Here is a 23,041-nt window from a genome sequence, read left to right as displayed (position 1 = left end):
AGGGCGGCCCGTCCCGCGGGCCGCCGCGGAGAATGCGATGCGCAGCAGGTGGTGTGCCATGTTGGGCCTGCTGGTGGCGGGGAGCGCCCCTGCCGCCGGCACCGGCCCGGCGGCGGCGGTGTTCGACCCGATGTACGACCAGGCCCGTCAGCGGGACGTGGCCGGCATGGCGGTGGCCGTGGTCGATCAGGGCCAGCTCGTCTACGAGCGTGCCGAAGGACCGCGCGGCGACGCCGCCGATACACAGGTCGATGCGGGTACCCTGTTCAAGATCGCCTCCAACAGCAAGGCGATGACCGCTGCGCTGCTGGCACGGCTGGTGGAGCGTGGACGGCTGCGCTGGGATGACCCGGTCATCCGCTATCTGCCGCAGTTCCGCATGCACGATCCGTGGGTCACCCGGAACATGCAGGTGCGCGATCTGCTTGTTCACAACAGCGGGCTGGGGCTGGGCGCGGGCGACCTGATGCTGTGGCCCGAGCCCAACCACTTCACCCGCCAGGACATCATTGCCGGCCTGGCCCACCTCAAGCCGGTGACCAGTTTCCGCAGTGGCTATGCCTACGACAACCTCCTGTATGTCGTGGCTGGCGAGGTCGCCGCCGCTGCCGGTGGCAAGCCCTACGACGAGCTGCTGCGCGAGGAGGTGTTCGTGCCGCTGGGGATGACGCGCTGCCAGGTGGGCGCGTGGTCGGTGGCGCACGTGGGCAATGTGGCCCAGCCGCACCGGCATGCGCACGGCCGGCCGGTGGTCGAGGGCGCCGATGGCGACACCAGCTCCGACCTGCCTTCGATGGCGGCCGGCGGCATCCGCTGCAGCCTGCGCGACATGACCCGCTGGATGCAGGTGCTGCTCGATCCCACCCTGGTGCCGGACTGGCTGGGCAGTGCGCAGCGGCAGGCACTGTGGACCGCGCACATGCCGATGCCGCTGGGCGAGCGCCAGCGTCACTGGGACAACGCGCATGTGTTCGCCTATGGCTACGGCTGGCGACTGTCGGACATGGATGGGCAGTGGAAAGTGGCGCATACCGGGACCCTGTCGGGCATGTACTCCTCGCTGGCGCTGCTGCCCGACCGCCGTGTCGGCGTGGTGATCCTGATCAACAGCGATGCCGAGGACGCGCGCACCGCGCTGATGCAGGCCGCCTTGAAGCACTACACCGCACCGGCGGCGGGAGAGACAGTGGCGGGCTATCTGCGGCAGCTCGATGACGAGCGTGCCGCGCGCCGCAGCGCCGGCCACGTGCGGCCCGATACCCGCGCGCGCCGACCCGCGCCGCTGGCCACCACCGTGCGCTGGCAGGGGCGCTACCGCGATCCCTGGCTGGGCGAGGCGTCGGTGTGCCCCGAACGGGGCGTGCTGCGGCTGCAGGTGGACAAGTCGCCGCGGCTGCGTGGCCGCGTGATGCAGCTTGGCAACCGCTGGCTGGTGCAGTGGGATACGCTCGGTGCCGATGCCGAGGCCTGGCTGCAGCCCGATGACGGCACGCCGCCTGGCATCGCCCTCGCCGCGATCGACCCGGGGATCGACTTCAGTTATGACTACCAGGACCTGCATTTCACCCGCATCGGCGATTGCCCATAGCCTGCTGGCCGTCGCGCTGGCGCTGCCCGTGCAGCCCGCAGGCGCAGCCACGGTGACCGTCTCGTCGGCGCGCGATCTGGCCGAGGCCGGGCTGGTGGACGTGGGCCGGGCCATTCCCGGCCTGGACCTGGATATCCGCTATGCCGGCCCGGACAACTTCACCGCCGCGCCGGTTCCCGGCTACGAGGCACCCAGGTGCTACCTGCTCGCACCGGTCGCTGCGGCGCTGGCCCGGGTGCAGGCCGATCTCCGGCGCGACGGCTTCGCTCTGCGCATTTACGACTGTTACCGGCCGGTGCGGGCGGTGCAGGCGTTCGTCGCCTGGGCGCACGATCCGTCCGAGCAGTCGCGCAAAGCGCTGCAGTATCCGCAGGTGGACAAGCCGGACCTGCTGGATGGCTACATCGCCGGGACCTCCGGCCACAGCCGCGCCGCCACCGTGGACCTGACCCTGCTCGACTGCCGCGCCGGCCCCTGCACCGCCCTGGACATGGGCACCGGTTTCGACTTTTTCGGCGCGCGCGCCCACACCGATGCGCCGGACATCAGTGCCGCACAGCGCGCCCACCGCCAGCAGCTGCTGCGCGCGATGCAGCGCCACGGCTTTGCCAACTACCCGCTGGAGTGGTGGCACTACACCCTGCAGCCCGAGCCCAGCCCCACCACCGCCTACGACATCCCGGTGCGCTGAGCCGCAGGGCCGGGTCGCCCCGGCGCACCGCTACACTGTGCGCTGACCTGCCGACCGGACCGCGATGAACCTGCCACTGCACTTTGGACTGCTGGGAACGCTGGAAGCGGGCCTGATCGCGTTGCTGGTCGGGCTGCTGGTGTACACCCTGTGGCACCGGCTGTGCCGTTGGGCGCAGTGGTCGATGGGCCACGCCATCGGCTGGTCGTGCGTCATTGCGGTGATCGTCTCGGCCGGCATCGATGCCTGGAAGCTGTTCTACATGGGCATGATGCGGCTCGAATCGCCGTTGTATGCGCGGTTGTTCCTGGCCAGCATCCACGATCCGAACGAGCTGGGCTCGCGCGTCGTGCTGGAAGTGGCCGGCGCGTTGGGCGGTGTCGCCCTGGGCTGGATGATATTCAGTTCGCGCTCAGGCGAAAAAAACGCCACCCACCACTGAGTTTCCGTTCGCATCCGGTTAAATCCGGGCCGGTTGAATGCGTGTCTTACTGTCTTCTCACCTGCGCGTAACCAGGGGGGTAATCCACGCCCTGGGCCGGGTGGTTAAGACCGTGTGCGGGCGTTGATCGCGACGCAATATCGATTCACAAAAGGGCTGGCAGGGTGGAGGCCGTGCGGAAACAACGGCCGCGCAACATCCACCCAAGGAGACCACCCCAATGACTATTCGCAACCGCAAGCCCCTGATCGCCCTGATCGTCGCCGCCGGCAGTGTGTTGGCCATTCCGGCGATGGCCCAGTCGGCCCAGCAGAGCGCCGCGCAGGCCCAGACCCAGGCGGCGCAGGCGCAGCAGGCGGCAGCGCAGGCCGGTGACGCTGCCGATGCAGCGTCCGGTGCCGCGGCACAGGCCTCGGCCCAGGCCAACGGTGGCGGCGGCCAGACCTGGGCCAGCGTCGACACCGACGGCAACGGCACCATCAGCAAGGCCGAATCCCAGGTCAACGCCGGCCTGGCCCAGGTCTTCGACCAGGCCGACACCAACAAGGACGGCGAACTCAGCCCGGATGAATACAAGGCGTATGTTGCCGCCCAGCAGGGCGCGGCTGCCGGCAACGGCGCCCAACCGGGCAAGTAACGCGATCCCGCACAGGCAGGGCCCGACACCGCTGGACACCGGTGAACGGCAGTGAGGGGGAAGGGCGGCTTCGGCCGCCCTTCTTTTTGCCTGTTTCCGTCATTGGGCGCGGTGCCCGGTGTTGCTATCCTTGGCCGATGATGACCTCCATGCCCACGCCGCAAGGCGCTATCGGCCTGGTCGGTTTTGACGGTGACGACACGCTGTGGAAGAGCGAAGACTATTACCGCAAGGCCGAACAGGACTACCTCGACATCCTGTCGCGCTACATCGACGTCCACGACACCCGGACTGCGCGCCACCTGCTGGAAGTGCAGCAGCGCAACCTCGGCGTGTTCGGTTACGGCGTCAAGGGCATGACCCTGTCGATGGTTGAAGCGGCCATCGAGATCACCCGGCAGATGATCAGCGCGCGTGACCTGCAGCAGATCCTCGACATCGGTCATGACACCCTGCGTCACCCGGTGGAACTGATTGACGGGGTGCGCGAGTCGGTCACCGAGATTGCCCGCGAGTACCCGGTCGTGCTGATCACCAAGGGCGACCTGTTCCACCAGGAAGCCAAGATCAAGGTGGCCAACCTGCGCGATCTGTTCCCGCGCATCGAGATCGTGTCGGAGAAGGACCCGGAAACCTACGCACGCGTGCTCGAAGAGTTCGACCTGCCGATCGCGCGCTTCTGCATGGTGGGCAACTCGCTGCGCTCGGATATCGAGCCGGTGATCACGCTGGGCGGCTGGGGCATCCATACCCCGTACGCCGTGACCTGGGCGCATGAAACCCAGCACGGGGTGGCGGACGACGAGCCGCGCATGGTCGATGCCCCCACCGCCTTCGATTGGCCGCAGGCACTGCGCGCCATCGAAGCCAAGGCTGTGCAGGCCTGACACGCATGCAGCGCTGCGGCAGAATCGTCCCATGACCCTGCGCACGCTGCTTGCCCTGTTGCTGCTGGTGCTGCCTCTGGCCGCACCGGCACAGCAGACACCGGAGAAGTCCGCGGCCTATGCCGTGGCCACCGGCGATGACTGGGTGGATGCGCAGCTGCGCGACATCAACCACTACGCCGAGCGCTACCCCGACAGTTTCCTGGACGAGGTCTCGCGCTATGCCGGCGTCCCACGCGGCTATATCGCCGCGCTGATGTACACCCACGGCTGGCAGGCCGGCGACATCTACTTCGCGTGCTTCTGGGCCCATGCCATCGGCCGGTCGTGCCGCGACAGCGTGCAGGCCTGGAGCCGTGCCGTGCCGGCCGAGGGGCAACCGCGCCAGTGGCAGGACGTGGTGCAGGACCTGCCGGTCGCGCCGCAGAACCTGCACTGGCGCGCGCTGCGCCACGCCATCGTGGCCAGCCACGACCACTGGGACCGTCCGGTCACCCTCGACGCCACCCTGCAGCGCCAGCTCGGCGACCACGCCCAGCGCCAGCGTGCCGCGCGCAGTTCAACGTCCACGCCCTGAAGCGGCGGCCGTTCGCGGCATCGGTGGATTCGTGCTGCTATGCAGATCGCCGCCGCCGGCCCGCTCGGCGACAATACGCGCTTGCCTGTTCCCCCCCGTGATCCGTTGCCGAGTACGTAATGAGCGCCGACCGTTTCGTTTCACCCGACGATATCCGCAGCCTGTTCGCCCAGGCCATGTCCAGCATGTACCGCACCGAAGTGCCGTTGTACGGCACGCTGGTGGACCTGGTGGCCGAGATCAACGATGCCGTGCTCACCGCCGATCCGGCGCTGGCCGGGCAGATGGACCGCACCGATGAGCGCGCGCGCCTGGCGCAGGAGCGCCACGGCGCCATCCGCGTCGGCACCGCCGAGGAACTGGCCACGCTGGGGCGCCTGTTCGCACTGATGGGCATGTACCCGGTGGGCTACTACGACCTGTCCGTGGCCGGCGTGCCGGTGCACTCCACCGCGTTCCGCCCGCGCACGGCCAAGGCGCTCGCGCACAACCCGTTCCGCGTGTTCACCTCGCTGCTGCGGCTGGAGCTCATCGAAGACGCCGCGCTGCGCGAGCAGTCCGCGCAGATCCTGGCACGCCGCCGCATCTTCACCGACGAGGCGCTGGCGCTGATCGCGCAGGCCGAGCGCGATGGTGGGCTGGATCAGGCCGACAGCCGGCGTTTCGTCATTGCCGCGCTGGAGACCTTCCGCTGGCATGGCGATGCCACCGTGTCGCTGGCCACCTACCATGCCCTGCACGACGCCCATCGGCTGATTGCCGACGTGGTCAGCTTCCGTGGCCCGCACATCAACCACCTCACCCCGCGCACGCTGGACATCGATGCCGCCCAGGCCGGCATGCTCGCGCGCGGCCTGGCCGCCAAGGCGGTGATCGAAGGCCCGCCGCCGAGGCGTTGCCCGATCCTGCTGCGCCAGACCAGCTTCAAGGCGCTGGAGGAGCCGGTGCACTTCCCGTCGGGCGACAGCGCCGATGCCGGCACCCATACCGCGCGATTCGGCGAAATCGAGCAGCGCGGCCTGGCGCTCACGCCCAAGGGGCGCGCGCTGTACGACCAGCTGCTGGCCCAGGCGCGCGACAGTGACGGCGCCGGCAGCACCGGCCAGGACTATCCGACCCGCCTGGCGGCGGCCTTCCGTGCGTTCCCGGACGATCACGACACCCTGCGCCGCGAAGGGCTGGGGTATTACCGCTACGCGCTTACCGACGCCGGCCGTGCCGCCCCCGACGCCGTTGGCGATCTTCCGGCCGAGGCACTGATCGCCGCCGGGCTGGCCAGCGCCGATCCGATCGTCTACGAGGATTTCCTGCCGGTCAGCGCTGCGGGCATCTTCCAGTCCAATCTCGGCGGCGAAGAACAGCGCGCCTACGCCGCCCACGCCAACCGCGACGCCTTCGAGCACGCGCTGGGCATGAAGGTCGAAGACGAGTTCGCCATCTACGAGCGCCTCCAGGCCGAGTCGCTGGCCACCCTCCACGCCCGGTAGTGCCGGCCGCTGGCCGGCACTCCCTCACACCTTCATCGTTCCCGTATCCAGCCACCGCTGGTGCCACGACAACGCTTCGGGCAGCAGGTGCGGCGTGTGCTTGCCATAGCTGTCGCGGCTGGCGCGCTCGACGTAGTCGTTGAGCTGGTCGCGGAAGTCCGGGTGCGCGCAGTTGTCGATCACCACCCGCGCGCGCTTGCGCGGGGTCAGCCCGCGCAGATCGGCCAGGCCCTGTTCGGTCACGATCACCGACACATCGTGCTCGGTATGGTCGACGTGGCTCACCATCGGCACGATCGCCGAGATCGTGCCGTTCTTGGCCGTGGACGGGCTCAGGAAGGCCGACAGGAACCCGTTGCGCGCAAAGTCGCCCGAACCGCCGATGCCGTTCATGATCCGGCTGCCCATCACGTGGGTGGAATTGACGTTGCCGTACAGATCCACCTCGATCATCCCGTTCATGCCGATGCAGCCCAGTCGGCGCACCAGCTCGGGATGGTTGGAGATCTCCTGCGTCCGCATGATGATGCGCTCGCGGTAGAAGTCGATGTTCGCCTTGAACGTTTCATTGGCCTGCGGGCTCAGCGCGAACCCGGTGCACGAGGCATAGCTCAGCACGCCGTCGCGCAGCAGGTCGAGCATGCCGTCCTGGATCACTTCGGTGAACGCACTCAGGTCGCGGAAGCCGCTTTTGCCCAGCCCGGCCAGCACGGCATTGGGAATGTTGCCCACGCCCGACTGCAGCGGCAGCAGGTTGGCCGGCAGGCGGCCACGCGTCACTTCGTGCTTCAGGAACTCGATCAGGTACGCGGCGATCTGCTCGCTGGTGCTGTCGATGGGGCTGAACGGGCTGTTGCGGTCCGGTCCGTTGGTACGCACCACCGCCACGATCTTGTCCGGGTCGCAGCGCAGCGCCGTCTCGCCGATGCGGTCGTTGGCATGCACCAGCGGGATCGGCTTGCGGTGCGGCGGCAATGCCGTGCCGTAGTAGATGTCATGCATGCCGTCCACGCCGGCCGGCTGCCACTCATTGACCTCGATGATCACCTTCTTGGCCAGGTCCAGCCAGGTCTTGTTGTTGCCCACCGACGTGGAGGGCACCAGCGACCCGTCTTCGCGGATCGCCGAGACCTCGATCACCGCCGTGTCGATCTCGCCGTAAAAGCCGAACCAGACGTGCTGGGCGACGTGGCTGAGATGGATGTCGATATAGTCCAGCTTGCCAGCGTTGATGCGGTTGCGCGCGTCCGGGTCGCTCTGGAACGGCATGCGCATGGCGATGCCGTCGGCCTTGGCCAGCGCACCATCCAACTCCGGGGCGGTGGACGCGCCGGTCATCAGGCTGATCTGGAACGGTTGGCCCTGGGCATGGACGGCCTCGATGCGCTGGGCAAGCGCGATCGGCACAGCCTTGGGATAGCCCGAACCGGTGAAGCCACTCATGGCGACAGTTTCGCCCGGCTGGATCAGGGCGGCGGCGGCTTCGGCGGATACAACGCGGTCACGCAGACGCGCGTTGGCAATGCGATCGACAGACATGACGACAACGTTTCTGGGGGGATTCACATTATCGGCGATCCGATCCCCCCCGGGTGTGCGACCAAGGTGGGATGGCAATCCAGGCAGAGCGCTCCCTGTTCAGGTTTATCGGCACTTCTGTACCCGCAAGTATTGTTTTGCAGTGCAGCGTGCAAGTTCTCCGCCGACCCTAGAAGATCGACCTGCATCCCGACGTGGGGGAGGGAGCAGAGCCCGCTGGCAGTTCGCTGCAAGCGGGCTTTTTTATGCCCGCCGTTCGGGATCGACGGTCCCGCCGCTGCGCTGCGTGTGCACGCGCCCGGCATAATCCCCGCATGCCGATGCCCGCCGACGCCGTCCCCGCCACCCTCGTTCCCCTCGTCGACCGCGCCCTCGCGCGCCTGGCGCTCTCGCTCACCGACGGCGGCCACTGGCCTCCTTCGGCCGACGTGCTCGACCAGGTCCGCCTGCTGGTCATCACCAGCGACTTCGCCATCGACACCCTGTGCCGGCAGCCGGCGCTGCTGTCGCACCTGGCCCAGCCCGGTTGCCCGCCGTTGCCGCTTCCCGCGCTCGACCCCCAGCATCCCAGCGACTGGCCGCAGCGCCTGCGCCGCTACCGTACCGCCGCCTCCACCCGGCTGATCTGGCGTGACCTGGCCGGCCTCGACGACGTGCCCGCCACCCTGGCCGGCGCCACCACCCTGGCCGAAGACTGCCTGGGCCTCGGCCTGGCCGCGCTGGAGCAGGAGTTTGCCGGCCGCCACGGCGTGGTGCGCGCCGCCGACGGCAGCGCCCAGCAACTGGTCGTGTTCGGGCTGGGCAAGCTCGGTGGGGGCGAACTCAATTTCAGTTCCGATGTCGACCTGGTCTACGCCTACCCCCAGGGCGGCGAGTCCGACGGCGCCCGTCCGCTGGCCGCCGAAGAGTATTTCGCCCGGCTCGGCCAACGGCTGGCCAAACTGCTCGACGACACCACCGTGGACGGCTTCAGCCACCGCGTGGATCTGCGCCTGCGCCCGTTCGGCAGCGCCGGCCGGGTGGCCCTGTCGTTCGCCGGCATGGACCAGTACTTCCAGCGCGAAGGCCGTGACTGGGAGCGCTACGCCTGGCTGAAGGCGCGCGCGGTGGCCGGCGACATCGCCGCCGGCGAAGCCTGGCTGCAGACCCTGCGACCGTTCGTCTACCGCCGTTACCTCGACTTCACCGCGCTCGACGGCCTGCGCGAGATGAAGGCGGCGATCACCGCCGAAGTGGCGCGCCGCGAGATGTTCGATGACATCAAGCGTGGCCCCGGTGGCATCCGCGAGATCGAATTCCTGGCGCAGGCGCTGCAGTTGATCCGCGGTGGCCGCGACGCCTCGCTGCGCGAGCGCCGCCTGCTGCACGCACTGCCGGCGCTGGTCGCCTGCGGCCAGATGGCCGCCCAGGACGGCGCCGACCTGCTGCAGGCGTACGCCTTCCTGCGCCGCCTGGAAAACCGTCTGCAGATGCTGCGCGATGCCCAGACCCACGCGCTCCCGGCCGATCCCACCGACCGCCTGCGCATCGCCGTCGGCCTGGGTCATGCGGACTGGGATGCCCTGGTTGCCGCGCTGGAGGTGCAGCGCCAGCGCGTGGCCACCGAGTTCGGCGCGCTGCTGGCCCCGCGTGCCGGGCAGGCCGCGCCCGATGCGCTCGCCAATTACTGGCGTGGCCTGCCCGACGCCGGCAGCGCCGAGGTGCTGGCCAGCGCCGGCTTCCACGATGCCGGGGGGGCCGACCAATCGCTGCGCGACTTTGCCCAGTCCCTGGGCGTGCGTTCGCTGTCCGATGGGGCGCGTGCGCGCCTGGACCGCGTACTGCCCGCGCTGCTGCATGCCGCCACCGGCTCGCCGCACCCCGATGCCGCGCTCAAGCGCGTACTCGGTCTGCTCCAGGCCATCCTGCGCCGCACCAGCTACCTGGCACTGCTCGACGAGCAGCCCAGCGCCCTGGCGCGGCTGGTGGACGTGCTCGCGCGCAGCGCGCTGCTGTCCGAGCGGCTGGCGGCCTATCCGTTGCTGCTCGACGAACTGCTCGACGTGCGCGTGTCCGGGCCGATGCCCGATGCTGCGGCAATGCAGGCCGAGTGCGACGCCGCGCTGGCCGTGGACGATCCCGAAGCCGCCCTGCGCCTGCTCAATGAAACCCGCCTGGCGCTCAGCTTCCGCATGGCGATGGCCACCCTCGACGGCCGCCAGCGTGCGGTCGACACCACCCGCCAGTTGGCCGAACTGGCCCAGGCGGTGGTGGTGACCGTGCTGGCGATGGCCGAGGCCGACCTGCGCCACGTCCACGGCGCCATTCCCGGCGGCCGCTTTGCGATCATCGGCTACGGCAGCCTCGGCGGACTGGAGCTGGGCTTCGGCTCGGACCTGGACCTGGTGTTCCTGCACGACCATCCGGCCGGCGTGGACGCCAGCGATGGCGCGCGCCCGCTCGATCCCGGTCGCTGGTACGCGCGGCTGGCGCAGAAGGTGATGGCGCTGCTCGGCGCCGTCACCGCCGCCGGCCGCCTGTACGACATCGACGTGCGCCTGCGCCCGGATGGTGGCAAGGGCACGCTGGTGTCGTCGCTGGCCAGCTACACCGAGTACCAGCGCGAGCGCGCATGGACGTGGGAACACCAGGCCCTGGTACGCGCGCGCGGCATCGCCGGCGATGCGGGCCTGCTGGCCGATTTCGACACCGTGCGTGCGCAGACGCTGGGCCGCGCGCGCGACCGCGACGTGTTGTATGCCGATGTGGTGAAAATGCGCGGCCGCATGCGCACCGAACTGGACCGCAGCGACGCCGCGCGGCTGGACCTGAAGCAGGGCGCCGGCGGCATCGTCGATCTGGAGTTCCTGCTGCAGACCGGCGTGCTCGACAGCGCCGCCAGCCACCCGCAGGTGCTGCAGCCGCGCGACACCCCCCGCCTCATCGACGCCCTGGCCGACATCGCCTGGCTGCCGGGCGGCACCCGTCAGGGCCTGCACGCCGCCCACGCCGCCCTGCTGGATGTCGGCCTGGCCTGCACCCTGGATCGCCGCCCACGGCTGGCCGCGCCCACCCCGGCGCTGGAAGACGCACGGATCATCATCAGCGCCGCCTGCGATGCAGCCGGGCTTCCCTTCCAGGCAGCGGTAAACGCCGCCGGCTGACGCCGGCGGGCGCGCGGACGGACGGGGGGGCCCAATGCGCGGACGGGACGGGCGGGCAAACCGGATGCGCAACATCGATGTGCACGGGACGGGCGGACAACACGGATGCGCAACGCGGACGCGCACGGAACGGGCGGACAACACGGATGCGCAACGCGGACGCGCACGGGACGGGCGGACAACACGGATGCGCAACACGGACGCGCACGGGACGGGCGGACAACACGGATGCGCAACACGGACGCGCACGGAACGGGCGGACAACACGGATGCGCAACACGGACGCGCACGGGACGGGCGGGCAACACGCGCCCTCGTAGAGCCGGGTTCTACCCGGCTGCTTTTCGCGGCCACCCCCCAGCCCGGCAGATCCCGGCGCAATACAAAGGCAGCCGGGTAGAACCCGGCGCTACGCCGTACGCGGCGCCATGCGCCACAGCAGCGCGCGGAACGGCGCCAGCAGGAACACACCGATCGCCAGCTTCACCGCCAGATCGCCCGCCGCCCAGCTCACCCACGGCAGGCCGGACCCCGCAAACGCGATGCTCCAGAAAATCGTCGTGTCCAACGTCGCACTGCAGGTGGTGGCCACCATCGGTGCACGCCACCAGTGGCCGCGACGCAGACGGTCGAAGACGGTGATGTCCAGCAGCTGCGCGGCGATGAAGGCCAGGCACGACGCCACCGCAATGCGCGGCGTCGCGATCCAGATCGACAGCAGTACCGCCAGCGCGAAACCCGCCCAGGCCACCTTGCGCGCGGCCTGCGGGCCGAACCGGCGGTTGATCAGATTGCTGACCAGGAACGCCACCGGATAACTGAAGGCCCCCCAGGTCAGCCAATCGTTGATCGGGTACTGCACCAGCACGTTCGACCCCAGCACCACCGTGCCCATTGCCAGCACCGCCAGCAGCAGCGAGCGCACGGTCAACGGGGCAAAGGCAATGGCAGAACGCACAGGCATGGCGCACCGGGGGCAGGCGGGGAAGCGGCGGATTATCCCGCCTGACGCAGCGCGGGGCCACCCCGCGCCGGTGCCGTCGGTTCAGCTAGAAGCGCTCGCTCATGCGCTGGGCGGCCGCATCGCTGGTCGGCAGGAACGCCAGCGCCGTGCCGTCGGCCGCGGCCACCGTCCAGCCCGCACCAAGCGGCGTCGGCCTGAACTCCAGCACGTCGCCCACCTTCACACCGGCGGCCGGGTTATCGGCGCGCGCCGGCCAGGCCACCACGGCCAGGTCCTGAGGCGCCTGCGGATTCTGCAGCGCCACCTCGTAGCTGCCGTCGGCCTGCTGCTGCACCCGCTCCACGGTCAGCGGCGGCAACGGGCCGGCACGCCTCGCCTCGCGTCCGGCGCGGTGGTGGCGTGCAGCGGCGTCATGCATCTCGCTCACCCCCAGCGCGCTCAGCCACACCGGCGCGGTAATCACCGCCAGGCTTACTACCGAGGTAGTCAACACACTGCTGGTGACGGGCGAGGCATGGGCGAAGTTCTGCGCGGAGGCCATCGGCGCGCCGGCAATCAGCCCCGGCACGAGCAACGGCACAACGGCCAAGCGGGTGATCCGCTGCATGCGGCTCACCAGCGCTCACTGGCCTGCGTTGCCGCGGCCTCCGGCGTCGGCAGGAAGGCGAGGGCAGCACCGTCGTCGGCCTGCACCATCCATCCCGCCCCGGCATCGGTTGGCGCAAAGGTGAGGACATCGCCCACCTTCAATTGTGCGGCCGGGTTGTCCGGGCGCGCCGGCCAATTCACCAGCGCCTTCTGCTCGGGCGCTTCGGGGCGCTGCAGCGCCACGTGATAACCACCATCGGGCTGACGCTCCACAGCCTGCACCGCCATTGGCGGCAATGCGGCGGCCTTGGCCGGCTTCTCGCGGCGCGTGCTCTCGCCCACGGCCTTCGAGCCGCCAGCCACCAGCAGCACCGGCGACACCGCGATGAACGAAATCGCATACACACTCACCACCGCGCTCACCGCCGACTGCTGATTGCCCGTCAGGTTGCCGGCCTGCGCCGGCAGCACTGCCGACACGTGCATCCCGAGCACGGCGAGGGCGAGGGCGGATTTGCTCAACAGATGCATGACAGAACTCCTTGGCACGATGAAACGAAGGGGGTTACGGCCTGGGTGCCGTGATGCCGGCAACGGGAACATGCGCCACCGACAGTTCCTGCTGCAGGCTGCTGCGCTGCTGCAGAAAATCGAAGATCGACTCCACCGTCACCACTGAATAGTTGCCGGAGATGCGCTCGCTGGCGGGGTGGTCGGTGACCACCGCGTTGGGCACGAAAAAGCGCGCACCCAGACGCTTGGCCACGCCGATGTGCAATGTGCTGGGCGTATACCTGTGCCGCTGCAACCATGCCTGCGCCTGGGTGCGGTTGACGATCAGGGTGCCTTCGTCCACCTGCGCCATCGCCGCGCCCAGCACTTCCAGCACCCACTGGTTGGAGTTCTGGTACTCGGTACGGAACGGGTAGGCCACCACGCTGTAGCGCGCTTCGTGCAGGGCACGTGCCTGGATCGCCGGCTGGGTCAGCATCGCCTTGAGCGCATCGCGCAACGCCGGCGTCGGCACGCCGATACGCAGGTCGGTATGGCTGGAGGTTTCACCGATGAAGGTGGCCACCCCCTCGCGGAACAGATGCGATTGGGCGGTCTTGCACGGATTGAGCAGGTGCACCGCACGCCACTGGCCGTCGTCTTCGCGTACCAGGAAGGCCACGTGGCTGTGGCGCAGCCCGTACCGGCTCAGATCCTGCCCGCCGCGCGCGACAAGCACGACGTCCACGCCGTCAAGCGCATCGAGCTGTTCGGTGGTCGTCAGCGCCACATCGAACATCGACGCCAGCGCGGCCGGGGTGGGATAGCGTTCCACGCACGCTGGTTCGGCCTGCGCGATGGCGGCGGCACCCATCAGCATCGCGCACAGCAGTGCACGGTGCAGGCGCGCGGTCATCGCGGGGCGGGCGTCATCCATGTGGCGTGTTCTCCAGCGGCACCGTGCCGCCGCGGCATCATACCGGCAGCAACCGTTCCCGCACCTGAGCGGCAATCCGCGCCGTCTCGCGCAGCGGTTCAATGCGGCCATCGGTGTGCCAGTCCAGCCAGCGCGTCTGCAACCGCCCGCGCTCGTGCAAGGCCCGCTGGAAGCGCGCCATGCGGCCCTGGGCCTGCGTGGCCAAGGCCACGCTTACCGGCATGCGCGTGGCGCACGCTTCGGACAACAGGTTCACCGAATCGGGCGACACCACCACCCGGTTGGCCCAGCCCAGCAGCCCGGCATACGGATTGACGCCATCGCCGCCGTCGCCCCAGATCACATGCGGCAGATCGGCGAAGGCACTGCGCAGCGCACCCACCAACGCGGCCGGTGTGCGTCGTGACGTGGTTGCCAGCAGGCTGCCGCCGTCGGCACGAACCTGCGCCGCCACCTGCTGGAATACCTGCACCATGTCTGGCTCATGCCAGGGCGCATGCGGGGTAGGGCCACCCACCAGCAGCGCCGTGCGGGGGCCGGGCAGTTCACTGAAAGAGGCGAACGCGGCACGGCCACAGGCCAGCCAGTCGTCGTTGACCGGATTGAGGCTGCCCAGCAGGGTCAGCACGTTGCCGCCGCGCAGGGTGTCGTGCTCGGGCACCACCACCAGATCCCAGTGGCGCGCGCCGATACGCGGATCGAGGATCTGCACCACTTTGCTGCCGTGCCGCCGCAGTTCCCGCAGCGCGCCGGCTGCCTGCCGGCCACAGCCGATCGCCAGTGCCGGCGGCGCGGCGGCCAGCGCCGTGAAGGCCTCGCCGTAGCCCTGTGCCATGCCGGGCAGCCAGCGCGGCGCCAGCCAGCGCCACGGTGCGCGCGGGCTGAGTACCAGCGGACGATGCGCCCCCAGCTTCAAGGCCGAGGCCAGGGCCACCGCCTGCCGCACATTGCCGGCACGGCCGTCAGTGATCGTCCAGGGAGGACTCCATCGTTTCACGTATGGCATTAATTCGTTTCAGTCAGGCTGGGTGTTGCAACTGTCACGACACTCTACACTGCCAGCCTTCGCCGATCCGCCCCGATTCCCTTTTCTGGAGGCTTCATGTCCCACGTACTCAACGATGCTGCGCTCGACCAGTTGTTCCGTACCGCCCGCACCCAGAATGCCTTCCTCGACACGCCCGTCGAAGACAGCCAGCTGCAGGCCCTGTACGAGCTGCTGAAGTGGGGCCCCACGGCCGCCAACTCGAGCCCGGCGCGCTTTGTGTTCGTGAAGTCGCCCGAGGCCAAGGCCAAGCTCGCCCCCGCGCTGTCCGAAGGCAACCATGACAAGACCCTGGCCGCGCCGGTCACCGTCATCATCGCCTTTGACGAAGACTTCCACGAGAAGCTGCCGTACCTGTTCCCGCACACCGACGCCAAGGCCTGGTTCGACGGCCCGCGCGAAGGCCGCACCGAGTCCGCGTTCCGCAACGGCAGCCTGCAGGGCGCCTACCTGATCCTGGCCGCCCGCGCGCTGGGTCTGGATGCCGGCCCGATGTCCGGTTTCGACCCGGCCAAGGTCGACGAAGCCTTCTTCAAGGGCACGTCCATCAAGTCGAACTTCCTCGTCAATCTGGGGTACGGTGACCCGTCGGGCCTGTTCCCGCGCCTGCCGCGCCTGTCCTTCGACGAAGCGGCCCGCATCGAGTAAGCGTTTCCGCTGGATCCTGCCCGTCCGCGCGGACGGGTGGTTGCAATGCTTCCTTCCCTTCGCATCCGAGAGAGACCTGACATGACCGTGACCCGCAAACTGCTCCTGCCGCTGGCCCTGACCCTGGCCATCGCCGCCTGCTCCAAGCCGGCCGACGACGCCGCCGCCCCGGCCGCCGACGCGGCGCCGGCCGCTGCTGCTGCCGAAACCACCACCCCGGCTGCCGATGCCGCTGCTGCCGCACCGGCTGCCGAAGCGATCCAGATCGCCTCGGGCACCTACAAGCTCGACCCGACCCACACCGACGTGCTGGCCCAGTGGAGCCACTTCGGCTTCTCGCACCCGAGCGCCCACTTCGGCGCTGCTGAAGGCACCCTGGTGTATGACGCCGCCGACGTCACCAAGTCGACCGTGGAAGTGAAGCTGCCGCTGACCGGCCTCAACAGCTTCACCGCCAAGTTCGACGAGCACCTGAAGAGCGCCGACTTCTTCGACGCCGCCAAGTTCCCGGCCGCCACCTTCAAGAGCACCAAGGTGGAAGCTGCCGGCACCAACAAGCTGACCGTCACGGGCGACCTGACCATCAAGGACATCACCAAGCCGGTGACCCTGGACGTCACCATCAACGGCGGCGGCGAACACCCGATGGCCAAGGTGCCGGCGGCCGGCTTCGATGCCACCACCACCATCAAGCGCAGCGATTTCGGCGTGGGCGCATACGCCCCGAACGTCAGCGATGAAGTGACCATCCGCATCACCACCGAAGCCACCGGCGAAAAGCCGGCCGCGTGATCCCTCCCCACGCGTCGTGAGATGCAGAAAGCCCGCCGCACGGCGGGCTTTTTGCTGAAAACGACACCGAATTGCATCGCGCTACCGCGACCGCCTCGTAGCGCCGGGCTCTGCCTGGCTGCCCTCCGTTCCGCACCCCATGCGCCACCCGCGACAGCCCCGTAGCGCCGCGCTCTGCCCGGCTGCTCTCCCTTCCGCACCCCATCGCGCTACCCGCGACAGCCGCCTGGAGCCGCGCTTTGCCCGGCTGCTGTCCGTATCAAAACCGGTACCTCGCATCGCGCCATGCACGACAGCCGGGCAGAGCCCGGCTCTACAATGAGCGCTGCATTTCGCAATCAAGGACGCCTACGTGCAAGACGCACAGTACTGGATGATGGAATTCTGGACCGGCCTCAGCCTGCTCGACCTGATCGGCGGCGCGGTCATCGGCACACTGATCGGCCTGCTGCTCGGCATCGCCACCTGGTTCGCCCTGCGCCGCCGCCGCTGGCTCGCACGCCAGCGCCGTTGGCATCACTGGTTGATCGCCAGTTACGTCGTCGTACTGCCCCTGTTCTTCGCCTTCACCGGCCTGCAGCTCGGCTTCGCCGCAGGCGCGCAGCGCGCCCTCTACAAACAGATCGACCACTTCCAGCCCCACCTGCAGACGCTGGTCGGCGAGTGGCAGCAGGAGTTCGAGCGCTCGCTCGACGACCAGTCCTTGGCCGCCCTCATGCGCAGCGATGCCACCGTGCATGAGGTTGCCCGCGATGCCGTGGACGCCTACCTCACCGACCACCCGTTGCCGGGTGCCGAGTACCTGCAGGGCGAAGGCTGGGTGATGCGCTGGACGCGCGGCGGCCTGCAGCGCCTGCGCGGCGCACTGATGTCCGAATGGGTCGAAGACAGCCTGGCCAAGCAGGCCGGCCGTACCGGCGTGGACAAGGCCGTCTTCCGCGAAGCCCTCGGCATGCGCATGAACGAACTGCTGCACACCCAAGGCGTGATCCGCCTGCTCAAAGCACAGCTCAGCTCCATGATGCCCGGCCTGTACCTGGGCCTGCTGCTCCCGCTGCTCATCGTCATGGCGCTGGTGCTGCTCGAAATATGGCTGGCCCACCGCTTCAACTGGCGCCGCACCCCACCAGCCCCGTAGCGCCGAGCACTGCTCGGCTGCCGTCCGTTCCGGCACCGATAGCCCTCCACCGCGCAGCGTGCGCCAGCCCCGTAGAGCCGAGCTCTGCTCGGCTGCCGTCCATTCCGGCACCGATAACCCATCATCGCGCTACGCGCGCCAGCCCCGTAGAGCCGAGCTCTGCTCGGCTGCCGTCCGTTCCGGCACCGATAACCCACCACCGCGCTACGCCCGCCAGCTCCGTAGAGCCGAGCTCTGCTCGGCTGCCGTCCGTTCCGGCACCGATAGCCCATCATCGCGCTGCGCGCGCCAGGCGGGCAGAGCCCGGCTCTACAGCTGCGGCAGGCACCATCATCGCGCTGCGCGCGACAGCTCCGTAGAGCCGAGCTCTGCTCGGCTGCCGTCCGTTCCGGCACCGATAACCCACCATCGCGCTGCGCGCGACAGCCCCGTAGAGCCGAGCACTGCTCGGCTGCCGTCCGTTCCGACACCGATAGCCCACCATCGCGCTACGCGCGACAGCCCCGTAGAGCCGAGCTCTGCTCGGCTGCCGTCCGTTCCGACACCGATAGCCCACCATCGCGCTACGCGCGACAGCCGGGCAGAGCCCGGCTCTACAGGTGCGGCACCGACACCGTCGCGCTACGCCCGCCAGCTCCGTAGAGCCGAGCTCTGCTCGGCTGCCGTCCGTTCTGGCACCGATAGCCCACCATCGCGCTGCGCGCGCCAGCCCCATAGAGCCGAGCTCTGCTCGGCTGCCGTCCGTTCCGGCACCGATAGCCCTCCACCGCGCAGCGCGCGACAGCCCCGTAGAGCCGAGCTCTGCTCGGCTGCCGTCCGTTCCGGCACCGATAGCCCTTCATCGCGCTACGCGCGCCAGCCCCGTAGAGCCGAGCTCTGCTCGGCTGCCGTCCGTTCCGGCACCGATAGCCCTTCATCGCGCTGCGCGCGACAGCCCCGTAGAGCCGAGCTCTGCTCGGCTGCCGTCCGTTCCGGCACCGATAACCCACCATCGCGCTACGCCCGCCAGCCCCGTAGAGCCGAGCTCTGCTCGGCTGCCGTCCGTTCCGGCACCGATAGCCCATCATCGCGCTGCGCGCGACAGCCGGGCAGAGCCCGGCTCTACAGGTGCGGCAGGCACCATCATCGCGCTACGCGCGCCAGCTCCGTAGAGCCGAGCTCTGCTCGGCTGCCGTCCGTTCCTGCACCGATAACCCTTCATCGCGCTACGCGCGACAGCCGGGCAGAGCCCGGCTCTACAGCTGCGGCAGGCACCATCATCGCGCTACGCGCGCCAGCCCCGTAGAGCCGAGCTCTGCTCGGCTGCCGTCCGTTCCGGCACCGATAACCCATCATCGCGCTGCGCGCGACAGCCGGGCAGAGCCCGGCTCTACAGGTGCGGCACCGACACCGTCGCGCAGCGCCCGCCAGCCCCGTAGAGCCGAGCTCTGCTCGGCTGCCGTCCGTTCCGGCACCGATAGCCCACCATCGCGCTGCGCCCGACATCCCGGCGCGGCCCTGCTTTACGCGAGCGCGGCAGCGACCTTGCCCAGCCACAGCGTGGTGAAATCGGTCGGGGTGCGCCGTGCCGGGGCCGTCAGCCCGCTGTCGCGCAGGAATGCATGGGTGGCCTGCGCGTAATTCTGCCGCGCGATCAGCGCCGCCTGCTTCACCGTTGCCTGCTGCTTGCGCAACTGCACGATCTGCAGGCTCGGCTTTCCGGGAAGCGCGTACTTCTGGTAGCGGCGCAGCTCATCGGCTACCAGCGCGATATCGGCATTGGCCTTCACCAGCGCCAACTGCGACTGCGCCAGCGGCACCAGCGCCGCACGCAGCGGCGCCACATTGCCGCCCACCGACGGTGCGAGCGCCACCAGCGCGGCATCCAGCGGGGCGTCGGCGCGCTCGGCACGGTCGATCAGGTCGGCCAGTGCCGAAGGAGAAACTGCTTGCATGGAAAGGCACCGGCCCAAAATGCGATTGTCGCATCCGCGGCCGGTGCCCGTCGCGGCTCAGTCGCCGTCGTGCTCGTCGGCGTGGGCCTTCCAGTAACCGGTCGAGCGGATCCACGCCTTCGGCACCCCCAGATGGCCCTCGATGTACTTGCGCATCATCCGGGCCCGGCGCGATTCGGCCGCGATCCAGTAGAACGTGTCGCCGTCGGGCGTCTCGAAATCGGTCAGCACGTCCTCCAGCAGCGTACTGCTGACCGCATCGAAGCCATTGCGCTCCAGCCACGACACCCGGATGCGGTCGTCCTCCGGCAGTGCCTGGCGGTCGGCCGATTCGGGAATCTCGATATACACATCGGCCTGCGCCGTCGCCGGCAGCGTCTCCAGCCAGCGACCAATCGCCGGCAGCGCCGTCTCATCGCCAATCAGCACATAGGTGTCGAAATCCTGCGCGGTCATATGCGAACCCCGCGGCCCGCCCACCGCAATCGCATCGCCCGGCTGCGCATTGGCGGCCCAGCTCGACGCCACCCCATGCCCGTGCATCACAAAGTCCAGCGCCAGTTCCCCGGCCTCCAGGTCCCACCAGCGCGGCGTGTAGTCGCGGGCCGGCGACGGCACCTGGCCTTCGGGGTAGCGCGGGCCTTCCGGCGTCATCGTCGGCACCACGAACTGGCCTTCCGCATTGGGGAAGAACAGCTTCACGTGGTCATCCGGCGAGGGCGAATCGAAGCCGGCCAGCGCCTCGCCGCCCACGATCACCCGGCGCATGCACGGGCTGATTTCCTCGGTGCGCAGCACCTGCAGCGGGCGGAACTTCACGGTATGACGGAGCAGTCGGTGTTCATGCAAAGCCATCGGAGCAATCCTGTTTCGGTGCCGCCGCGGCGGCGAAGGGGAGGGTGGACCTGGCGGGCGGAGGCTGGCTGGGTCGTGAAAGAAGAAGGGGGATCAACGCGCCTGCTCGCGCACCCGCGCGGCGGCCTCGCGCAGGGCCTGCGCCACCTCGGCGGCGCTGTCGTCCTGCCAGCGCCCGTGGCACAGGCCGAGCGCATGCTTGAGCTCGCGCAGCGCCTCGCGCACCACCGGCGGCAGGTTGGCCTTGGTGATCGCCCGCGCGCTGTGGCGCACGCGCTGCAACGCCGCGTCCACCTCCTCGCGCTCCGCGGCCAGGTGGGTCTGGCCCAGCGCGCTCAGGCGATACCGCCGGCGCCCGCCATCCTCCACCGCGTTCACCCAGCCGGCCGTCTCGAACTGCGCCAGCACCGGGTAGATCGAGCCTGCGCTCGGCGTATAGGCCCGCACGAACATGTCACTGATCAGCTGGATCAGCTCGTACCCGTGGCGCGGCTGCTCCGCCAGCAGTGACAGCACCAGCAGCCGCAGGTCGCCACGGCTGAGGGGCCGGGCGGTCAGCGGGCGGGCAGGGCGGTCGAGATCGCGGGCAGAGGTCATTTCGATATATCGAATGAAGTGACGGAACGATATATCGAAAACCTTCGGCAAGCCAGCAGTGGCGCACGCGCGGCAGGGATGCGTTCAGCTCATTCGGCCGTGCGACGGTGCGTGTGCCTGATGGAACAGTGGACGCGGGCAGCCCATTACGCGCCAGGTTCCACGGTGGCCGCCAACGCCCCACCGGCCAGGGGCCCGGCCCACCCACACCCGCCGCATGCCTGAAAAACAGCCATTCCCCACGTGCGGCCTGTCCAGCGGTGTCCTCCCGTCGCCGCCGTGTCATCGCCTTCGCCGATGCTCAGCGTGCGTGTGGAACCTGCTTGCCGCCCTCCGCGCGCTGTCGCGCACTGTCCGCCAGGACAGCCCCGCGCCCTTCCATACGCAGGCGTAGCGAAGTGCGCAAAGCCTATCGTGCGCTACACTTTGCGGCTAGAAATCTAAAACAGTCGCGCGCGTGCGTGCGGTCATGGGAGCGCAAATGAACTGGTTGAACGAGGTGCTGAACAACGACCCGAATCCTGTGGAAACCCAGGAATGGATCGAGTCGCTGAAGGCCGTTATTGATGTCGAGGGCCCCGAGCGCGCGCATCAACTGTTGGAAGGCATGGTGGAACTGACCCGTCGTTCGGGCGCCTACCTGCCGTTCTCTCCCACCACCGAATACGTGAACACCATCGCGCCGACCCTGGAGGCCAAGAGCCCGGGCAACGCCGAACTGGAATGGCGCATTCGTTCCATCATCCGCTGGAACGCGATGGCCACCGTGGTGCGCGCCAACCGCAAGCCGGGCGACCTGGGCGGCCACATCGCCAGCTTCGCCTCCGGCGCCACGCTGTACGACGTGGGCTTCAACCACTTCTGGCGCGCCCCGAGCGACAACCACCCGGGCGACCTGCTCTTCATCCAGGGCCACAGCGCCCCGGGCATCTACGCCCGCGCGTTCCTGGAAGGCCGCATCGACGAGCAGCAGCTCGACAAGTTCCGCATGGAAGTGGACGGCGGTGGCCTCTCCAGCTACCCGCACCCGTGGCTGATGCCGGACTTCTGGCAGACCCCCACCGTGTCGATGGGCCTGGGCCCGCTGGCCGCCATCTACCAGGCGCAGTTCATGCGCTACCTGGAAAACCGTGGCCTGATCGAGAAGTCCGACCGCAAGGTGTGGTGCTTCATCGGCGACGGCGAGAGCGACGAGCCGGAAACCCTCGGCGCCATTGCGCTGGCCGGCCGTGAAGGCCTGGACAACCTGATCTTCGTCGTCAACTGCAACCTGCAGCGCCTCGACGGCCCGGTGCGCGGCAACGGCAAGATCATCCAGGAACTGGAAGGCGTGTTCCGTGGCGGCGGCTGGAATGTCATCAAGCTGCTGTGGGGCGGTTACTGGGATGCCCTGCTGGCCAAGGACACCAACGGAGTCCTGCGCAAGCTGATGATGGAAACCGTCGACGGCGAATACCAGAACTGCAAGGCCTTCGGCGGCGCGTACACGCGCGAGCATTTCTTCGGCAAGTACCCGGAAACCGCGGCGATGGTGGCCGGCCTGTCCGACGACGACATCTGGCGCCTCAACCGGGGTGGCCACGACCCGCACAAGGTGTACGCCGCCTACCACCAGGCCGTGAACACCAAGGGCATGCCGACCGTGATCCTGGCCAAGACGGTCAAGGGCTACGGCATGGGCAGCGCCGGCGAGGCGCTCAACCCCACCCACCAGACCAAGAAGCTGGACGACGAAGCCGTCAAGCACTTCCGCGACCGCTTCAACATCCCGGTCACCGACGCGCAGCTGGCCGACGGCCAGGTGCCGTTCTACCACCCGGGCCCGGATTCGCCGGAAGTGCAGTACCTGCAGGAGCGTCGCGCCGCGCTGGGCGGCTACCTGCCGCAGCGTCGCCGCAAGGCCACCAAGAGCTTCAACGCACCGAAGCTGGAAACCTACGAGCGCCTGCTCAAGAGCAGCGGCGAGCGCAGCTACTCCACCACGATGGCCTTCGTGCAGAGCCTGAACATCACCCTGCGCGACAAGGAACTGGGCCCGCACATCGTGCCGATCGTGGCCG

The 23,041-nt window shown here is 69.0% G+C and carries 20 protein-coding genes and 1 pseudogene; 12 read left to right on the top strand and 9 right to left on the bottom strand.

Annotated features, from left to right (window positions below; all coding sequences use genetic code 11):
- The first annotated feature begins 58 nt into the window (after window positions 1-58).
- From ACPEH1_RS13470 to hglS, 7 genes are all read left to right on the top strand, one after another.
- Window positions 59-1,588, top strand: a complete 1,530-nt coding sequence (locus ACPEH1_RS13470; protein WP_423715920.1) for a serine hydrolase — start codon at window positions 59-61, stop codon at window positions 1,586-1,588.
- Window positions 1,542-2,279: a M15 family metallopeptidase gene (locus tag ACPEH1_RS13465; protein WP_082316382.1), complete on the top strand. Its 738-nt coding sequence runs from the start codon at window positions 1,542-1,544 to the stop codon at window positions 2,277-2,279. Before ACPEH1_RS13470 ends, ACPEH1_RS13465 begins: the two co-directional genes overlap by 47 nt.
- Window positions 2,280-2,343: 64 nt before the next feature.
- A complete protein-coding gene (locus tag ACPEH1_RS13460) occupies window positions 2,344-2,721 on the top strand; it encodes a hypothetical protein (protein ID WP_313160710.1) in 378 nt (125 codons plus the stop codon).
- A 220-nt stretch (window positions 2,722-2,941) separates the two neighbouring features.
- On the top strand, window positions 2,942-3,358 hold the full coding sequence (locus tag ACPEH1_RS13455) for an EF-hand domain-containing protein (RefSeq protein WP_017355910.1): 417 nt from the start codon (window positions 2,942-2,944) through the stop codon (window positions 3,356-3,358).
- A 137-nt stretch (window positions 3,359-3,495) separates the two neighbouring features.
- On the top strand, window positions 3,496-4,245 hold the full coding sequence (locus ACPEH1_RS13450) for an HAD family hydrolase (protein WP_017355909.1): 750 nt from the start codon (window positions 3,496-3,498) through the stop codon (window positions 4,243-4,245).
- Between the two features lie 31 nt (window positions 4,246-4,276).
- Complete coding sequence (locus tag ACPEH1_RS13445; protein WP_136007083.1) at window positions 4,277-4,822, top strand: hypothetical protein; 546 nt, start codon at window positions 4,277-4,279, stop codon at window positions 4,820-4,822.
- Window positions 4,823-4,941: 119 nt separating this feature from the next.
- Complete coding sequence (gene hglS, locus ACPEH1_RS13440; protein ID WP_136007085.1) at window positions 4,942-6,309, top strand: 2-oxoadipate dioxygenase/decarboxylase HglS; 1,368 nt, start codon at window positions 4,942-4,944, stop codon at window positions 6,307-6,309.
- Between the two features lie 24 nt (window positions 6,310-6,333).
- Here the strand turns inward: hglS and ACPEH1_RS13435 are convergent, their stop codons facing one another.
- Window positions 6,334-7,848 carry an acetyl-CoA hydrolase/transferase family protein gene (locus tag ACPEH1_RS13435; RefSeq protein WP_423715919.1) on the bottom strand — a complete coding sequence of 505 codons (1,515 nt, stop codon included), beginning with the start codon at window positions 7,846-7,848 and terminating at the stop codon, window positions 6,334-6,336.
- 314 nt (window positions 7,849-8,162) lie between these two features.
- Between ACPEH1_RS13435 and glnE the strand changes: the two genes are divergently transcribed.
- Window positions 8,163-10,991, top strand: a complete 2,829-nt coding sequence (glnE, locus tag ACPEH1_RS13430; RefSeq protein WP_423715918.1) for a bifunctional [glutamate--ammonia ligase]-adenylyl-L-tyrosine phosphorylase/[glutamate--ammonia-ligase] adenylyltransferase — start codon at window positions 8,163-8,165, stop codon at window positions 10,989-10,991.
- 409 nt (window positions 10,992-11,400) lie between these two features.
- Here glnE and ACPEH1_RS13425 read toward each other — a convergent pair whose 3' ends face one another.
- The 5 genes from ACPEH1_RS13425 to ACPEH1_RS13405 form a co-directional block, all read right to left on the bottom strand.
- Window positions 11,401-11,955, bottom strand: coding sequence for a queuosine precursor transporter (locus tag ACPEH1_RS13425; protein ID WP_017356638.1), 555 nt, complete (start codon window positions 11,953-11,955; stop codon window positions 11,401-11,403).
- Between the two features lie 85 nt (window positions 11,956-12,040).
- Complete coding sequence (locus ACPEH1_RS13420; protein WP_017356637.1) at window positions 12,041-12,562, bottom strand: hypothetical protein; 522 nt, start codon at window positions 12,560-12,562, stop codon at window positions 12,041-12,043.
- 5 nt (window positions 12,563-12,567) lie between these two features.
- Window positions 12,568-13,074, bottom strand: a complete 507-nt coding sequence (locus ACPEH1_RS13415; RefSeq protein WP_287255001.1) for a hypothetical protein — start codon at window positions 13,072-13,074, stop codon at window positions 12,568-12,570.
- A 34-nt stretch (window positions 13,075-13,108) separates the two neighbouring features.
- Window positions 13,109-13,972 carry a DUF2145 domain-containing protein gene (locus ACPEH1_RS13410; protein ID WP_423715917.1) on the bottom strand — a complete coding sequence of 288 codons (864 nt, stop codon included), beginning with the start codon at window positions 13,970-13,972 and terminating at the stop codon, window positions 13,109-13,111.
- Between the two features lie 37 nt (window positions 13,973-14,009).
- Window positions 14,010-14,978 carry a mitochondrial fission ELM1 family protein gene (locus tag ACPEH1_RS13405; protein WP_136007091.1) on the bottom strand — a complete coding sequence of 323 codons (969 nt, stop codon included), beginning with the start codon at window positions 14,976-14,978 and terminating at the stop codon, window positions 14,010-14,012.
- Between the two features lie 96 nt (window positions 14,979-15,074).
- Here ACPEH1_RS13405 and ACPEH1_RS13400 point away from each other — a divergent pair, with 96 nt between their 5' ends.
- The 3 genes from ACPEH1_RS13400 (at window position 15,075) to ACPEH1_RS13390 (ending at window position 17,595) form a co-directional block, all read left to right on the top strand.
- Entirely contained in the window at window positions 15,075-15,665 is a 591-nt protein-coding gene (locus ACPEH1_RS13400; RefSeq protein ID WP_017356633.1) for a malonic semialdehyde reductase, read from the top strand.
- 81 nt (window positions 15,666-15,746) lie between these two features.
- A complete protein-coding gene (locus ACPEH1_RS13395; protein ID WP_017356632.1) occupies window positions 15,747-16,457 on the top strand; it encodes a YceI family protein in 711 nt (236 codons plus the stop codon).
- A gap of 352 nt (window positions 16,458-16,809) precedes the next feature.
- The gene (locus tag ACPEH1_RS13390; RefSeq protein ID WP_423715916.1) at window positions 16,810-17,595 is read left to right on the top strand and encodes a hypothetical protein; all 786 of its coding nucleotides are present in this window, start codon (window positions 16,810-16,812) and stop codon (window positions 17,593-17,595) included.
- Between the two features lie 1,502 nt (window positions 17,596-19,097).
- Here ACPEH1_RS13390 and ACPEH1_RS13385 read toward each other — a convergent pair.
- The 3 genes from ACPEH1_RS13385 to ACPEH1_RS13375 all read right to left on the bottom strand — a co-directional run bounded on the left by ACPEH1_RS13385 (window position 19,098) and on the right by ACPEH1_RS13375 (window position 20,981).
- On the bottom strand, window positions 19,098-19,529 hold the full coding sequence (locus ACPEH1_RS13385) for a hypothetical protein (protein ID WP_136003447.1): 432 nt from the start codon (window positions 19,527-19,529) through the stop codon (window positions 19,098-19,100).
- 57 nt (window positions 19,530-19,586) lie between these two features.
- Window positions 19,587-20,384 carry a siderophore-interacting protein gene (locus tag ACPEH1_RS13380; protein ID WP_166472540.1) on the bottom strand — a complete coding sequence of 266 codons (798 nt, stop codon included), beginning with the start codon at window positions 20,382-20,384 and terminating at the stop codon, window positions 19,587-19,589.
- A 93-nt stretch (window positions 20,385-20,477) separates the two neighbouring features.
- Window positions 20,478-20,981 (bottom strand): helix-turn-helix transcriptional regulator, encoded by a 504-nt coding sequence (locus tag ACPEH1_RS13375; RefSeq protein WP_136003451.1) that lies wholly within the window; start codon window positions 20,979-20,981, stop codon window positions 20,478-20,480.
- 481 nt (window positions 20,982-21,462) lie between these two features.
- Here ACPEH1_RS13375 and aceE point away from each other — a divergent pair.
- A pseudogene (gene aceE / locus ACPEH1_RS13370) lies at window positions 21,463-23,041 on the top strand (pyruvate dehydrogenase (acetyl-transferring), homodimeric type); the annotation flags it as partial.

This window comes from Stenotrophomonas sp. NPDC077421 (assembly GCF_049545505.1).
In the GTDB taxonomy this organism is placed as follows: Bacteria; Pseudomonadota; Gammaproteobacteria; order Xanthomonadales; family Xanthomonadaceae; genus Stenotrophomonas; species Stenotrophomonas nematodicola.
Note: the sequence above shows the minus strand (reverse complement) of the source record. Positions and strands in the feature narration are given on the sequence as shown.